The sequence below is a fragment of the Billgrantia tianxiuensis genome, assembly GCF_009834345.1.
Taxonomy (GTDB): Bacteria; Pseudomonadota; Gammaproteobacteria; order Pseudomonadales; family Halomonadaceae; genus Halomonas; species Halomonas tianxiuensis.
In genome coordinates this window covers 3940570-3955881 of the sequence record NZ_CP035042.1, presented here as the reverse complement: position 1 = coordinate 3955881, position 15312 = coordinate 3940570, and the positions used below count along the sequence as shown (strand labels likewise).

The following is a 15312-nucleotide window of genomic DNA, read 5'->3' as shown; positions in this document are numbered from 1 at the left end:
TCAGGGTAACGGCGCTTTCCTGCATCACCACGGCATGGCGAGATTCAGCAGTGTTCCTTGGGGTGGGGTGAGGCGCATCAGCATGAACATTCCCTGGGCAATGGCGTACACCGTCGCGCCATAGAGCAGGGCCGTCATCCAGCGCATTCGGGCACAGCCGATGAGCAGCCAGGCCAGCAGCAGCAGTGTGGCCAGATTGAACCCGATCAGCCACATGGCGACACCGTAGAGCAGAATGCCGCCGAGCACGGGCAGTTCCCGGCGGCTGGCGAGACTCACGCAACGCCCCCGGCGTCGTATCCTGACCAGCTGGCGGCCCAGTACGTAAAGGCTGAGCAGCAGCCCTGGCACGATACCGAGGCTCGGCATCAGTCGCGCATTGGGGCGGTAACCGAGCATTTCCACCAAAGCGTAGCCAAAAGCCACGGTCATCAGCAGTACCGTGATCAATACGACGCTGCTGTCGTGCCCCGGAAGTTCGCCTTCACCGGCGGTAGCTTCTGTCCTATGTCCCGTATCGTCGTCACCGTCGACTCGCCGCCGCAGTCTTCTTGCCACGTTCAACACCAGCGGAATCACGATCAGCGAGGCGATGATCAGTACGCCGGGGCGAGTCAGCCAAGTGAAGCCGTGGATCTGGGTGGTCAACCAGAAATATTGCTCCATGGGCGTGGCCAGGACGAAGCCGACCAGCACCGGCGCGCGCGGAATGCCAGCATTCTTCATCAGCCAGCCGAGCAGGCCAAGCGCAAGGAGGGCGAGGATATCGCCGAAGGTCTGGGTGCCCTGGTAGGCGCCGGCCACCATGATCAGCAACAGCGGGCGGCGATCAGGGCGAAGTTCACCCGAGTCAGCCGGGCGATGTAGGGTGTCACGGCGAAGCAGATCGCGGCACCCATCACCGAGGCCAGCGCCACGCTCCATACGATCATGTACATCAGATCCGGCGACTCGCTGACCATGCGTGGGCCGGGGTAGAAGCCGAACGAGAACAGCGCGCCGAGGAAAATGGCGGCAGCGGGGCCGCCCGGTACGCTGAACAGCATGGTGGGCACCAGGTCGGAAATGATCGTGGCGTTATTGGCTCCCTCGGCACTGGCTACGCCACGAATCTCTCCCTTGCCGAAGCGTCGTTTGTCCTTGGTGGAACTCATCGCATGACCGTAGGCGATCCAGGTGGAGGCGCTGGCTCCTACCGCCGGGACGAAGCCGCCGAAGATACCGATCACCGAGGAGCGGCAGATCAGCCAGCGGCTGCGCCAGAATTCGTGGAAGCTATCTCCCCACTTTCCCAGTGGAGTCGGCTTGGTGGCGATGCCCCCACCCGAGGCGACCATGCTGATCAGCTCGGCGACGGCAAACAGCCCCAGCGCCACGATGGGTAGCGAAAGGCCATCCATCAGGTAGGACTGGCCGAAGATGAATCGATAGTTGGCGGCGGCCGGCGCGGCGCCAACCACTCCCAGCAGGATGCCGAAGCAGGCGGCCGCAAGTCCCACGGCAAGGTCCTTGCCGACCATGCTGGCGGCAAAGCAGAGTCCCACCAGGGCGAACATGAACAGCTCCGGCGTACCCAGTGCCAGCACCAGGGGGCCGGCGATGGGAATGGCGACGGAAAGGATCAGGGCGCCGAACAGGCCGCCCACCATCGACGCCAGGAAACCGACGCCGAGCGCCAGCGAGGCCTTGCCCTGCTTGGCCAGCGCATGCCCTCGATGGCGGTGGGCGCCGAGGCCGGTGACCCCGGGGCACCGAGCAGTACCGAGGTGATGGTGTCCGAGGTGTAGATCACCGAGATGGCTCCGAGCAGCATGGCTAGCCCGGCGTAGCCGTCCATCAGGTAGATGAACGGCAGCAGAATCGACACGGCGGCTACGCCACCGAGTCCCGGCAGCATGCCGAAGACCATCCCGGCCAGCATACCAGCGAACAGCGCCAGCAGCCGCGCGGGCTGGAACAGGATGTCCAGGGCCGAAACGATATTCTCGAGCACGAGGCAGTTTCCTATGCAGAATCATCGAATGTGACCAGCCGCGGTAACGGCTGGCCACATCGGCACCGAGGCTACAGCTCGACGTCGTACTTGTCGGCGAGCAGGGTGCGCAGGTAATCGCGCACCTCGTCGGAGGGCTGCAGGGATTCGCTCAGCGAGCCGGTGACCACCGAGGCGGGCAACAGATCGTAGCCACCCACGGCTTCCTGGCTCTGCTCCTGGTAGTCGGGATCGGCGTTGATGGCGGCAATGGTCTCCTCGAAGATCTCGAGGACCTCGTCCGGTGTGCCTTCCGGCAGGTAGGCAGTCAGCCCGAAGTTGAAGGTCGTGGCACCGATCGCCTGGAAGGCATCCCACTCCACGCCGGAGGGTGGCTCGCCGTTGATCTCCTCGTAAACCTCATAGACCGAGGGGTAGTCGGGGAAAGCGGGGTCGCGAGCGCTGAGCACGCCGTCGTCGCCCACCGAGCCGCCGGTCATGATCGGAACTGCGGTGCCGGCCTCGACCATATCCACCACCTGCGACATGTAGGCGGGCGTGAACTGGAAGTCGATATTGGTTTCGCCGCGCTCGAAGGCCAGGCGGGCCGGGCCGCGGCCATCGAAGCCGAGCACCGCGCGCAGGTCGAGCTCCAGCAGCTCGAAGGCCAGCAGCACGGGCAGGTCGCTGGCGGCGGCGGCAATACCGCCATAGATGAGCGGCATGTCAGGCGAGTGCAGGTCGGCCGGCGACTCGATGCCGGTGCGCGGCGAGACGTAGATCACCGCCCCGAAGGGCAGGCTATAGGCGGGCCGCATCGCGGCCAGATCGTACTCCACCGCATCCATGCCCAGCACATAGGGATTCGAGGTCGAGGAGGTGGTGAACAGGATCGTCTCGCCATCGGGCTCGGCATTCTGCTGGAACCAGTTGGCGCCGAGAATCGAGCCGCCGCCCGGCCGGGTGCGCACGTTGACCTGGGGATTGCCCGGCAGATGCTTCTCCAGGAAGGGCTCGAGGAACTTGGCCGCCACGTAGGTGGCGCCACCCTCGCCGAACGGTACCACCATCTCGATGGCCTTTCCGGCGTAGAAATCCTCGGCCATGGCCGGGGCGCTGGCTAGACCGGCGGCGGCGACCAGCAGGGCGGCAGCGAGGGGTTTCGGCTTGGTATCGGGAATGTTCATGGCGTGCTCCTGTGTTGTTGTCGCGCTCGTTGGCGCTTGTGGAACCTGGTGCCGTGCAGATGACGGGCCGCTCAGTCGCCGACCCGATTTTCCAATGCGCCCATGCCCTCGACCTCGATACGCACGATGTCGCCGGCCTGCAGGAACCTGGGCGGGTTGAAGCCAATGCCGACCCCAACTGGGGTGCCGGTCAGGATCACGTCACCCGGCTTGAGTTCGATGCCGGCCGAGAGCGTCTCGATCAGCGTCGGTACGTCGAAGATCAACTGATCCAGGCGGGCATCCTGGCGCAGCTCGCCGTTGACCCAGCATTTGATGGTGGCATCATCGCGGTCTACTTCGTCGGCGGTAACGATCCACGGCCCCATGGGACAAAGGCCGTCCAGCGACTTGCCGAGATGCCATTGCTTGTGTTGCTGCTGGAGATCGCGGGCGGTCACGTCGTTGGCGATGGTATAACCCCAGACATGATCGTAGGCGTTGGCCCGCTTGATGCCACGGCCCCCCTTGCCGATGATGACGGCGAATTCAGCTTCGTAGTCGAGCTGGCGGGTGACCTCGGCATGGCGGGGAATGTCGTCGCCATGGGCGATCAAGGTGTTGTAGGCCTTGGTGAAGATGATGGGAAACTTGGGTATCACGTCGTCGGCGGTCGTGCTGCTGTCATAACCGGAGTGACTGAACTCGGCGGCATGCTCGAAGTAGTTCTTGCCGACGCAGAACATGTTGCGATGAGGGTGGATGGGTGGTTCGAGGCGCGCGGCATCGAGGAGGCGTCCTTCACCCTTGGGCGCGATCCGGGCAGCCAGGGAGGCCCAGTCGCGCAGCAACTGCTGCATGTCGCCCTGGAACTCGGGCACCAGCTCGTTCAGTGGCCAGTAGTGCTGGCCCGCAGCGTCGATCAAGGCGACGAGAGGCGGTTGGTCGGGCGCCGGTCGCAGCGTGGCGAATTTCATGACGATTGGCTCTCCATTGGTTTGTTTTTGGTTCTGTAATGACCGAGACTAGAAGCTGATTGGTACTAAATCAAGCTTGATTCTTTGTACTGAAGTACCAAATGGTCTAGATTCAGCAGAAATTGGATCCGCATGAAAGACATGAAGAAGGACGCCCAGTGAGCGAGAGGCCGATACGTGCTAATGACAACCGGGGCTCGCTGGCCGAGAACGGCATACGTTCGGATGGGGCCAGAGCCCTGGCGCGCTACGTGCGAGCCGAGATCGTCAGCGGTCGCTTTCCTCCGGGGCATCGGCTGCCCACGGAGCGTGAGCTGAGCGATCGCTTCGGCGCCTCTCGCGGCGCGGTGAGGCGAGTGCTGGGGCACTTCAAGTCGCTTGGTGCGATCACCCAGGTGGTGGGTAGCGGCACCTTCGTCAGCGAGCGTGCCGCTGAGTTGCTGTCCCCGAGCGGGGGCGAGTCCGCCGACATTGGCTCAGCATCTGCAGGGTCGCCGAGCGTGGGCAGCATGGCGAGACAGGTGAGCCCGGCTCAGTTGATGGATGCCCGGGTGCTGATAGAACCGCAGATGGTGACGTTGATCGTGCGCTTTGCCACGGCTGCCGATTTCGCGCGTATGGACGAGTGTCTCGAGCGCTCGGAGTCGGCCACCAGCATCGAAGCGTTCGAGCACTGGGACGGTGCCTTGCACCAGGCCTTTGCAGAAGCCACTCACAACAGCTTCTTCCTGCGTATTCTCGAATTGACCAACGCAGTGCGTGAGGAGGGGGAGTGGGGGCGGCTCAAGCGAATCTCCCTGACGCCTGAACGCCGCAAGCGTTACGAGGCGCAGCATCGCGCCATCGTCGCGGCGCTGCGCGACCGCGACGAGCAGACCGCGCGCGCACTGCTAGAAGAGCATCTGGGGGAAGTGAAGGCGAACCTGTTCGGGCGCGGCTGATGAGCGCAAGGCAAACCGCCGAACGCCTGGGCGTCCGGCGGTTTGCGTTTCTCCGTGTACGTCGTGGATGGTTCGATCAGGTGGCCGGTGCCACCGGTGCGGCGCGGTAGCCGTGCATGAGGCCGTAGTAGAACAGCCCGCCGAGTGCGGCGCCCATCATCCAGCCGTAGCCGTCGAGACCGGAGAGTGCCGGTACGACCACGGTGGAGATGGAGAACAGTGCGGCACCGCCGAATGCCATCAGCGCCCGGGTGTTCCAGCCCTTCACGTAGTAATAGGCGGTTCCCGGCTCGGAGGAGAACAGCTGCTGCATGTCGAGGTGCTGGCGCTTCACCAGGTAGTAGTCCACCACGATGATGCCGTAGAAGGGCGCGACAATGGCGCCGAGAGCGTTGACGAAGCCCGGCACGCCGATCTGGCTGATCAGCGAGACCCACAGCGCACCGACGAAGAAGGCCACCACGGCAGTGATCAGCCCGCCCACCTTGAAGCTGATCTTGCTGGGGAAGAGGTTGGCCAGGTCATAGGCGGGAGGGATGAAGTTGGCGACCAGGTTGATGCCCACGGTGGCGGCGAAGAAGGTCAGCGCGGCGACGATGGTCAACGGCAGGGAGTCGACCCGCTCGACGATATCGGCCGGGTTGGTCAGGGCATCGCCGAACAGCACCAGGGTGCCGGCGGTGATGATCAGCGCGATGAAAGAGAAGAAGGCCACGTTGAGCGGCAGCCCCAGCAGGTTGCCGAGCTTCATCTGGCGTTCGGTCCTGACGAAGCGGGTGAAGTCGCCGAAGTTGATCACCACCGCGGCGAAGTAGGCCACCATGGTGCCGACGATGGCCAGGAATGCCGCCACGGCGCTGCCGCTACGCTCGCCATCGGCGCTGAAGATGGTTCCAATGGCTGGCAAGAGTTCACTGCCGGCCTGGTACCAGACCACGATCATCAATGCCACCATCACCACGTAGACCAAGGGGCCGGCCCAGTTGAGGAAGTGCTTGATGCGCTCGATGCCGGACCAGAAGATCGCGATCTGGAACAGCCAGACGATCACGAACGAGACCCAGGCCACCCCGGAAAGCCCGAGGAAGGTGGTTCCGTTGCCGGCGCCGAACAGCGCGACGATCAGCAGTGCCACCGCAGTGGAAGCGAAGTAGGTCTGCACGCCATACCAGAAGATGCCGATGATCGCGCGCAGCATGGCCGGCAGGTTGGCGCCGCGTACGCCCATGCTGGCGCGCACCATCACCGGGAAGGGGATACCGTACTTGACGCTGGGCTTGCCGGTCAGGTTGACCAGGAACATGACGATGAAGCCGGCGAGAATGATCGCCGCCATCACCGCCCAGCCGTTGAGTCCGTAGGCCAGGAACAGCGAGGCCGCCAGGGTATAGCCGAACAGGCTCTGGATGTCGTTGGACCAGACGTTGAAGATCTCGAAGGCGCCCCAGTTGCGGTCCTTGTGCTTCAGCGGGGCCAGGTCCTCGTTGTAGAGCGTCGGGTCGATGCGCTGAATGTCCAGCTCACTCTCTTTCATCGTCGTCACCGTTATCGTTGTGGTCGAGCGTCATTCCCGCCCATGACGGGGCGGGAATGCGTGCGTGGAGTCACTGGCGGAAGCGCTGGCAGGGCGCCCAGTGCTGCATCAGCAGGTAGTAGGTCAGGCCGGCCGGGATCAGGCTGGCGTACCAGGAAACGGCGGAGAAGGTCAGTGCCGCCACGATGCCCACTGCGGTAGCGATGACCGCTGCGAGGTTGACGCCCTGGTAGGGGCCGCTCTCGTTATAGAGGTGGCCGAGGTCCAGCGTGCGACGCCGAATCAGGTAATAGTCGACCACCAGGATGGCGAAGATCGGGCCGAGGAAGGCGGAATAGGTCTGCACGAAGAGCTGCAGGCCGGCTGCGGAGTCGGGTTGTACCAGCTTCCAGGGGAAAGTGGCGAAGGCCAGCAGGCCGACGATGACCGAGGAGGTGGTGAATTTCAGCTTAAACACGTCCATCAGCACGTAGGTCGGCGGCACCACGTTGTTGAGCACGTTGGTGGTGACCTGGGCGAAGGCGATGAACAGCAGCGTGGTCATCAGCAGCGGCGTGTTGTCCACCGCGTTGGCGAACACCTGGATGGGGTCGGCGGTGCCGGTGGCCTCGGAGACCATGTAGCCGATCAGGCCCATGAACAGCGTGCAGGGCAGGATCGACATCGCGTAGATGGTCGTGAGAAGGCCTTGGCCGGTACCCTGCTTGTGTTCCCGCGAGTAGTCGCTGACATTGAGCATCATGGTGCTGTAAATGCCCAGGAACAGCATGGTGGCGCCCCAGAATGGCATGCCCCAGGAGCCTTCCATGGTCAGCAGGCTGGCCGAGAGCTCATCGCCATAGCGCTGCACCGTGGCATAGAACATATACATCAGCGAAGCCAGAATGAAGGCACTGCCGATGTTCTCCAGCCATTTGATACCCTGGAAGCCCATCACCGACAGGCCGATCTGCAGGAACTGGAAGGTGATGAAATAGAACACCAGGTTGTCGAAGCCGAACAGGGTAGCCGAGACCATGTTCAGGGCGCCCGCGCCGATCCAGCTCTGGAAGCCATACCACACCACCGCCGGCACCGCCCGCACCAGGCCGGGCAAGCGGGTGCCGGCGAAGCCGAAGGCACTGCGCGCCTGCACCATGAAGGGAATACCGTACTTGTAGCCGGCGGCGCCGTTCAGGGCGAGTGCGATGCCGATCACGAAGCAGCCGATGGCGATGGCCAGGGTCGCCTGGATCAGGTTCAGCGTGCCCACCACGCTTGAGCCCATGGCAAAAGTGCCGATCGACACGCAGCCACCGAACCAGGCCAGGAAGTAGGAGGTGCGCCCCATGATCCGTGTTTTCTGGGGCGCGAGGGATTCGTCGCCCAGGGCCTTGGAAACACCGGGCGCCGTCATGCCGGGATCCACGCTGGAATCCGCAGCCGCGCTATGGGGAGTGGGGTGTTGCATGGGTCTGTCCTCGCAAGTCGTTGCTCTGTGTTGTGGTTGTGCCCGCTGCTGCTGTCGGGCTATGAGACGTGACGTGCTTTCAAGTTGGTGTTGTTGTTATGGAATGCTGTTATGAGGCCATGGGCTCAGCGCTCCCTGGTCAGGTTCGAGTAGCCTTCGAAGCGTCCGATAAAGGCTTTGGGACGAGGGAAGGCCAGGTCGCCATGCTTGCTGGTGCCGAGCCCCAGTCCGACGAGTGCCTCGGCCAGTTTCACCGCGGCCGTGACCCCCTCGATCACCGGCAGACCGACCTCGCGCGAGATGGTCTCGGTCAGGTCGGCCATGCCGCCGCAGCCAAGCACGATGGCGCCGATACCGTCCTCGTCGCGGGCGCGATGGCACTCTTCGATGATGCGTGCCAGCGCCGAGGAACCGTCCTCCTCCAGGTCGAGCACCGGGATCTCGGCGGCGCGGACCCGGCGGCAGTGATGACGGAATCCGTACTGCTCCAACAGGTGTTCGGCGATGATGCCCGTGCGTGACAGGGTCGTGACCACCGAGAAGCGTGTGCTGATCAGGCTGGCCATATGGAAGGCTGCTTCGGCGATGCCGATGACCGGCGCGCGGGTCAGCTCGCGCGCGGCGAGCAGGCCGGGGTCACCGAAACAGGCGATCACATAGGCATCGGTGGCATCTTTCTCGCCGTTCAACACTTCCTCCATGACCCCTACCGCGCTGATGGCTTCGTCGAAGTGCCCTTCGATGGAAACGGGACCATCGGCCGGCTGGGTCGCCACGATCGTTGTACCGGGAGCCGCGATGCGTCGCGCTGCCTCGCCGATCTTGTGGGTCATGGCGACCGTGGTGTTGGGGTTGATGATGCGTAGGCGCATGCGAGCTCCGAACTTTTCTTGTGAACAATAAAAAATATCTTTGTACACAAAATAGGCGTTGCGTCACTTCGACGCAAGAATTTCATTCGATCTTCGATGAGTCGAGGTTTCCATATTTAATTCAATTACTTGTATGAATTTATGTGCAAGAGGGGCCATGCATGGGTTATTAGACAAAGGTCGGGCAGGTGGGTAAGAAAGGAAGATTGACGACGATTCTTCGACAAAATTGTATACAGTTGGATTGATGATGTGTTGCCTGACCGTTAGGCGCTTCCCTAATCAGCGCCAAGTCATGCTGAACAGCTCGCGTACGCATCGTGTTCGAGGGTTGCAGATATCGTTGTTTTTTGTATACAAAGATGGTGTGGCGTGCCAGGCTGTCCATAATGAAACAGGCCGGTTCGCAGGCAGTTGATACGAACAGAGCCCCTGCCAGAACAGCCGTGGCTCTTGGTGGACAACCTATTGCAACCTTCGTGGATACAGTCTATTTTCTGCATTGTATACATTTTGACGGAGCAGGGCCGCTTCGGCAGCATCAAACCCACGCCCTGCCAGCAAGAACAAGAGGAATTGCCGATGAGCGATAGCCGCGACTATCCCCGTGACCTGATCGGTTACGGTCGAACCCCGCCCCATGCCAATTGGCCGGGCCGGGCCAAGATCGCCGTACAATTCGTGCTCAACTACGAAGAGGGTGGGGAGAACTGCGTACTGCATGGCGACCCTGGCTCCGAGCAGTTCCTCTCCGAGATCATCGGGGCGGCTGCCTACCCTGACCGCCACCTCAGCATGGAGTCGATCTACGAGTACGGTTCGCGTGCGGGCGTATGGCGCATCCTGCGCGAGTTCGAGCGTCGTGACCTGCCGCTGACGGTGTTCGGCGTGGCCATGGCGCTGGAGCGCCACCCCGAGGTGGCGCATGCCTTCAAGGAGCTGGGCCACGAGATCGCCTGCCATGGCTACCGCTGGATCCACTACCAGGAGGTGCCGGAGCACGTCGAGCGTGAACACCTGCAGCGTGCCATGGAGATCTTCCAGCGCCTCTACGGCGAGAAGCCCCTGGGCTGGTACACCGGCCGCGACAGCCCCAATACCCGACGCCTGGTGCTCGATGAGGGTGGCTTCCTCTACGACAGCGATTACTACGGTGACGACCTGCCGTTCTGGACCCGGGTGACCGACAGCCAGGGCAGCGAGCACGACCACCTGATCGTGCCTTATACCCTGGACAGCAACGACATGCGTTTCGCAGCTCCCCAAGGCTTCAACACCGCCGATCACTTCTTCACCTACCTGCGCGATGCCTTCGACGTTCTCTACGCCGAAGGCGAGGACTCACCCAAGATGCTTTCGGTGGGCATGCACTGCCGACTGCTCGGCCGCCCCGGTCGCTTCCGCGCCCTGCAGCGCTTCCTCGACCATATCGAGGCACATGACCGGGTCTGGGTCACCCGGCGGGTGGATATCGCGCGACATTGGGTGGAGCACCATCCGGCGCCATCAGCTGGTTGAGAGGGCGTGTCGATGCTGCCAAACGGAATGTCTCACCGCCCGGCTGGGCCGGGTGGTGAGACATTGGCAGGTAGCGCCTCAGCCGACCCATTGCGTTGCCTGGGCGATGGCGAGGAAGCACACCGCGATCACTACCCAGACGCAGAACAAGGGAAAGAAGAACTTCACCCACTTCTGCCAGGGGACGCCGGCGATGGCCAGGGTGGCCATGAAGTAGCCCGAGGTGGGGAACAGAATGTTGCCGATGCCGTCGCCCAACTGGTAGGCAAGTACCGCGGTCTGGCGGGTCACGCCGATGATGTCGGAGAGTGGCGCCATGATCGGCATGGTCACCAGGGCCTGGCCACTGCCGGAGGGAACCACGAAATTGAAGGCGAGCTGAGCGAAATACATGCCGATGGCCGAAAGCAGGGTAGGCAATTCGCCGACCAGATTGCCCAGGCCATAGACCAGGGTGTCCATGATCTGGCCATCCTCGAGTACCACGGCCACGCCGCGCGCCACGCCGGCGATCATGGCGCCCACCAGCACGTCGCGAAAGCCCTTATTGAACGCTTCGCAGATGCTCTCGGTGGTCAGGCCGGCGATCAGGCCGACGACGATGCCCATGACGATGAACAGGCCCGCCATCTCCATCATGAACCAGCCCTGGCGCAGCACGCCGTAGACCAGGATGCCGAAGAAGGCGAAGGTGGCAATGGTGGCCAGTTTCTGGCGGCCGTTGGCGAGCAGTGCACCTTCGTCGGTGGCATGTTGGTAGAGCGAGCGCTTCTCGGCCTCGGTCTCATCACCGTCCATCAAACTCAGCCGGGGGTTGGATTGCACCTGGCGCGCATAGCGCATCACGAAGTAGATGGCGGCGCCGAGTACGACGATGAAAGCAGCAGCGCGCAGGCCGACGCCGGAGTAGAGCGGCAGGTCGGACAGCTTCTGGCCCAGCCCGGTGTTGATCGGGTTGAGGATGCCGGTGGTGAAGCCCGCCGTAGTGGCACACAGGGCCACGGCGGCGGCAGTCACCGAGTCGAAGCGCAGGGCGATCATCAGTGGCAGGATCACCGGCACGTAGACCAGGGCCAACTCCTGGGTGCCGATAATGGTGGCGACCACGGCGAACACCGTCATCAGCACGGGGATCATCAGCAGGCTGCGGTTGGCGAAGCGGCGGCTGAGCTTGTCGACGCCGATCTCGATGATGCCGGTGCGACGCAGCACCATGAACATGCCGCCGATCATGAAGGTGAAGAACACCACCTCGCCGGCACTCATCAGGCCTTTGGGTATCGCCAGCATGAAGTCGACGATGCCGGTGGGGTTCGATGCCACATACTGGAAGGATTCGGCATCGATGGTGGTGCGACCGTCGGGTCCAGGTATTCGCTCGAACTCACCGGCCGGGACGAAGTAGGTCGCTACCGCGGCAATGGCGATGAAGACGAACAGGATGACGTAGATATGCGGGATCTGCCAGTGACGCCGCTTGGCGTCGGTAGCCTGGGTCGTCTCGGAGGTTTGAGTCATGGGGATGCCTCGCCTTGTTGTTGGGGGTGTCGCTGCTGTTGGGGGTATCGCTATAGTGGTGCGGCGCCGAGGTACCCCGGTCACGATAGGCGCCGCGGGAGGGAGCGGACCGGGGAGGCTTGCCTGGGGCGGCCGTGCGTCTCTTCCACGAGCAGGTTGCTGCATGAAGCGGTGGTGACGATCGGCCAGGTGGGACGAGCGATGCCAGACGGGAAGTCCCCCGTCTGAGCCTTGAACTGTGGGGGAGCTTTTCTTGCGCACGCAACAAACCGGCATGAAGCCGCACATCGGCCAGCGCATCTCGGCGCAGTATGCCGAGCTGACCACCCAGGAGCAGCGGGTGGCCGGCTTCATTCTCGACCATTTCGATGATCTGGCAGTCTACAGCGCTGCCGATCTGGCTCGTCTGACTGGGGTCTCCAAGTCCACCGTCAGCCGGCTCTTCCGGCGTCTCGGCTTCGAGAGCTTTCAGGCCGTCAAACGCCATGCGCGCGAACTGCGCAGCCGCGGCGTGCCCCTGGTGACCGAGCCTGCGGGCGTAGCCGGTAATGGCGAGCGATTCAAACGCCACCATGAACGTGAACGGCAAAACCTGCGCAACGCGCTGGAAGGTATCGAGCCACGTGTCTTCGACGCCGTGGTGGAGAGGCTGAGCGCTGCGCACCGGGTCGTACTGATCGGCTTTCGTAACGGTTACCCGCTGGCGCTCCATTTTCGTCAACAGCTGATCCAGGCCCGCAACCTGGTCAGTGTCGCTCCCGAGCCGAATCAGTCGCTGGCCGAGGAACTCGTGGGGCTGGGCGAGGACGACATGGTCGTGCTGTTCGGTTTTCGCCGCCGCCCCAGTATGTTCGATGACTTGATAAACGAGCTGGCCGCGATGCCTTGCCGGCTGTTGCTGATCGCCGATACCACGGCCAGTGGCTATGCAGAACAGGTGGACTGGTGGATGCAATGCCCCATCGACAGCGTTTCCGCCTTCGATAGTTATGCCAGCGCCATGAGCCTTATCAGCCTGCTTGCCAATGGGGTCCTGCATGACCGACTCGCCGAGGGACGAGCCCGTATCGATGAAGTGAGCGAACTCTACCAGCGGCTCGACGAACTCTCGCCCTGACGAGGCTTCCTCGCGCTTGGCGGCATCGACTCCGGAACCTGTTACCACCCAGATACGCCTTGAGGGTCCATGGTTGGGCTCGACTCTTTGAATGAAACGAAAGTTGCTAGACACCGTAACTATGGGACGATAGTTTCACAAGATGGGCGGAGCCGGTTTTTTGATCTATCTCTCAGCCTGAAACGCATATGAAGGATGACACCATGACGACAAGAAAGTACTACGCCCCCCACGGCGGTCACCCGCCCCAGACCCAGCTGCTCTCCGACCGGGCGGTGTTCACCGAGGCCTACGCCTTCATTCCCAAGGGAGTGATGCGCGACATCGTGACCAGCAACCTGCCGTTCTGGGAGGCAACCCGGCTGTGGGTGTTGGCGCGCCCGCTCTCCGGCTTCGCCGAGACCTTCTCCCAATACATCATGGAAGTGGGGCCCGGCGGGGGCAGCGAACGCCCCGAACTCGATCCCGCCGCCGAGGGTGTGCTGTTCGTGGTGGAAGGCGAGATGACCCTGACCATTGCCGGCGAGCGCCACGAAATGGTGCCGGGCGGCTACGCTTACCTGCCGCCGGGCTGCCACTGGCAGCTGCGCAACGAAGCCGATGCGCCGGTGCGTTTCCATTGGGTGCGCAAGGCCTACGAATACGTCGAAGGCATCGAAGTGCCGCAAGCGTTCGTGGTCAACGAGAACGACCTGGAGCCCAACCCCATGCCGGGCACCGAAGGGCGCTGGGCCACCACCCGCTTCGTCGACCCCAACGACGTGCGCCACGACATGCACGTCAACATCGTCACCTTCCAGCCCGGTGCGGCGATCCCGTTCGACGAAACCCACGTCATGGAGCACGGCCTCTACGTGCTCGAGGGCAAGGCGGTCTATCACCTCAACCAGGATTGGGTCGAGGTCGAGGCGGGCGACTTCATGTGGCTGCGCGCCTTCTGCCCGCAGGCGTGCTACGCCGGTGGCCCGGGGCCGTTCCGCTATTTGCTCTATAAGGACGTGAACCGTCACGCGGCGTTGCGCCTGGGCACTCGCTGAGAGAGCAGAGTGCTTCTCCTAGAGAGAGGCGCCGGGAACAGGGTTTGAGAGGAGGTTTCGAGAGGGCGCTCTCATGCCAGCGTTGCACTGGCAGGAGGGCGCCCTTTTCTGAGCCTCCATGCGACAAAAGGGTGCATGACGTAGCACAGTTCCTGTTCCGTGCACTCTCATGGGGCAAGAGCATTCCTTGCTGGTACGGCGTGTACTGCTGTGCTGGCACTGTCTTTAGCACTTAACTCATTGACTTAACTGCGCTCATGGAGAGTTGGTCTCGTCATTGCCTTGTGATGAAACGAAAGTTTCTGAAGTAGAGGTAAGTGCAACGAAGCTTTCGTTAGCCAGACTCAAAAAATGACAGCGATCCCTGGAGAACCCGATGAGTGCCTTCTCTCACTGTGCCAAACGCCTTTACTCTCAGTTACTAGCCATTGGCTTGACCGCCACCGTCGCTCTGGGGGCCGCGGGGGGAAGCCCCGCTGTCCAGGCCGATGCCCTGGAAGCCATAGAGTCGCGTGGCACCATACGCATTGCCGTGCCCCAGGACTTTCCTCCCTTTGGCTCGGTCGGTCCTGACCTGCAGCCACGCGGTTACGATATCGATATGGCCAACTACCTGGCCGATGAGCTGGGGGTGACGCTGGAGCTGGTAGCAGTCACCAGCGCCAACCGGATTCCTTATCTGCAAACCGGTCTGGTGGATCTGGTGATCTCGAGTCTGGGCAAGAACCCGGAACGTGAAGCGGCGATCGATTTCTCCGCTGCCTATGCCCCGTTCTTTCTCGGCGTATTCTCCGCCAATGCCGACGAGAGCGTGAGTTCCCCGGAAGATCTGGCGGGTAAGACCATTGGGGTGACCCGCGGTGCCGTGGAAGACATGGAGCTGTCGGAAATCGCGCCTTCCAGTACTGTTATCCAGCGTTTTGAAGACAACGCCACGACCATCGCGGCGTTCCTGGCGGGCCGGGTGGACTACATCGCCACTGGCAACGTGGTTGCCGCGGAAATCGCCGAGCGCAACAGTGGACGGGCGCCGGAGCTGCTCTACCAGTTGCGCGACTCTCCCTGCTACGTGGGCTTGAACAAGAGCGAGCCGGCACTGATGGCCGAAGTCAATCGCCTGATTGCCCAGGCGCTGGAAGACGGCACCCTCAGCGAATTCTCGCAGCGCTGGTTCAGCGCCGAGCTGCCCGACAACTTCGGTAGCTGAGGC

General features: G+C 62.7%; 12 protein-coding genes and 1 pseudogene. 5 read left to right on the top strand and 8 right to left on the bottom strand.

The genetic code is table 11. The features are described from left to right. Window positions 1-24: 24 nt before the first annotated feature. From EKK97_RS23945 to EKK97_RS18405, 4 genes and pseudogenes are all read right to left on the bottom strand, one after another. A complete protein-coding gene (locus EKK97_RS23945) occupies window positions 25-816 on the bottom strand; it encodes a hypothetical protein (RefSeq protein WP_201296920.1) in 792 nt (263 codons plus the stop codon). Next, a pseudogene (locus EKK97_RS23940) lies at window positions 810-1897 on the bottom strand (tripartite tricarboxylate transporter permease). The gene EKK97_RS23945 and the pseudogene EKK97_RS23940 overlap by 7 nt, the downstream one beginning before the upstream one ends. 167 nt (window positions 1898-2064) lie before the next feature. Then, window positions 2065-3159, bottom strand: a complete 1095-nt coding sequence (locus tag EKK97_RS18410; RefSeq protein ID WP_159554107.1) for a Bug family tripartite tricarboxylate transporter substrate binding protein — start codon at window positions 3157-3159, stop codon at window positions 2065-2067. Between the two features lie 71 nt (window positions 3160-3230). Further along, the gene (locus EKK97_RS18405; RefSeq protein WP_159554105.1) at window positions 3231-4115 is read right to left on the bottom strand and encodes a fumarylacetoacetate hydrolase family protein; all 885 of its coding nucleotides are present in this window, start codon (window positions 4113-4115) and stop codon (window positions 3231-3233) included. A 158-nt stretch (window positions 4116-4273) separates the two neighbouring features. On the opposite strand from EKK97_RS18405, the gene EKK97_RS18400 reads away from it, so the two are divergent. Further along, entirely contained in the window at window positions 4274-5056 is a 783-nt protein-coding gene (locus EKK97_RS18400; protein ID WP_234286663.1) for a FadR/GntR family transcriptional regulator, read from the top strand. A 76-nt stretch (window positions 5057-5132) separates the two neighbouring features. Here EKK97_RS18400 and EKK97_RS18395 read toward each other — a convergent pair whose 3' ends face one another. The 3 genes from EKK97_RS18395 to EKK97_RS18385 form a co-directional block, all read right to left on the bottom strand. Continuing rightward, window positions 5133-6590, bottom strand: a complete 1458-nt coding sequence (locus EKK97_RS18395) for an NCS1 family nucleobase:cation symporter-1 (protein WP_159554103.1) — start codon at window positions 6588-6590, stop codon at window positions 5133-5135. Window positions 6591-6660: 70 nt separating this feature from the next. Continuing rightward, window positions 6661-7986, bottom strand: a complete 1326-nt coding sequence (locus EKK97_RS18390) for an NCS1 family transporter (protein WP_159555858.1) — start codon at window positions 7984-7986, stop codon at window positions 6661-6663. 179 nt (window positions 7987-8165) lie between these two features. Continuing rightward, on the bottom strand, window positions 8166-8912 hold the full coding sequence (locus EKK97_RS18385; protein ID WP_159554101.1) for an aspartate/glutamate racemase family protein: 747 nt from the start codon (window positions 8910-8912) through the stop codon (window positions 8166-8168). A 582-nt stretch (window positions 8913-9494) separates the two neighbouring features. Between EKK97_RS18385 and puuE the strand changes: the two genes are divergently transcribed. Then, on the top strand, window positions 9495-10430 hold the full coding sequence (gene puuE, locus EKK97_RS18380; protein WP_159554099.1) for an allantoinase PuuE: 936 nt from the start codon (window positions 9495-9497) through the stop codon (window positions 10428-10430). 78 nt (window positions 10431-10508) lie between these two features. On the opposite strand, the gene EKK97_RS18375 is transcribed toward puuE, so the two are convergent. Next, window positions 10509-11948 carry a YfcC family protein gene (locus EKK97_RS18375; RefSeq protein ID WP_159554097.1) on the bottom strand — a complete coding sequence of 480 codons (1440 nt, stop codon included), beginning with the start codon at window positions 11946-11948 and terminating at the stop codon, window positions 10509-10511. A gap of 253 nt (window positions 11949-12201) precedes the next feature. Here EKK97_RS18375 and EKK97_RS18370 point away from each other — a divergent pair, with 253 nt between their 5' ends. The 3 genes from EKK97_RS18370 (at window position 12202) to EKK97_RS18360 (ending at window position 15309) form a co-directional block, all read left to right on the top strand. Continuing rightward, window positions 12202-13065 carry a MurR/RpiR family transcriptional regulator gene (locus tag EKK97_RS18370; RefSeq protein WP_234286662.1) on the top strand — a complete coding sequence of 288 codons (864 nt, stop codon included), beginning with the start codon at window positions 12202-12204 and terminating at the stop codon, window positions 13063-13065. A gap of 203 nt (window positions 13066-13268) precedes the next feature. Then, complete coding sequence (locus EKK97_RS18365; protein ID WP_159554095.1) at window positions 13269-14102, top strand: bifunctional allantoicase/(S)-ureidoglycine aminohydrolase; 834 nt, start codon at window positions 13269-13271, stop codon at window positions 14100-14102. A gap of 376 nt (window positions 14103-14478) precedes the next feature. Further along, the gene (locus tag EKK97_RS18360) at window positions 14479-15309 is read left to right on the top strand and encodes a transporter substrate-binding domain-containing protein (protein WP_159554093.1); all 831 of its coding nucleotides are present in this window, start codon (window positions 14479-14481) and stop codon (window positions 15307-15309) included. Window positions 15310-15312 lie beyond the last annotated feature (3 nt).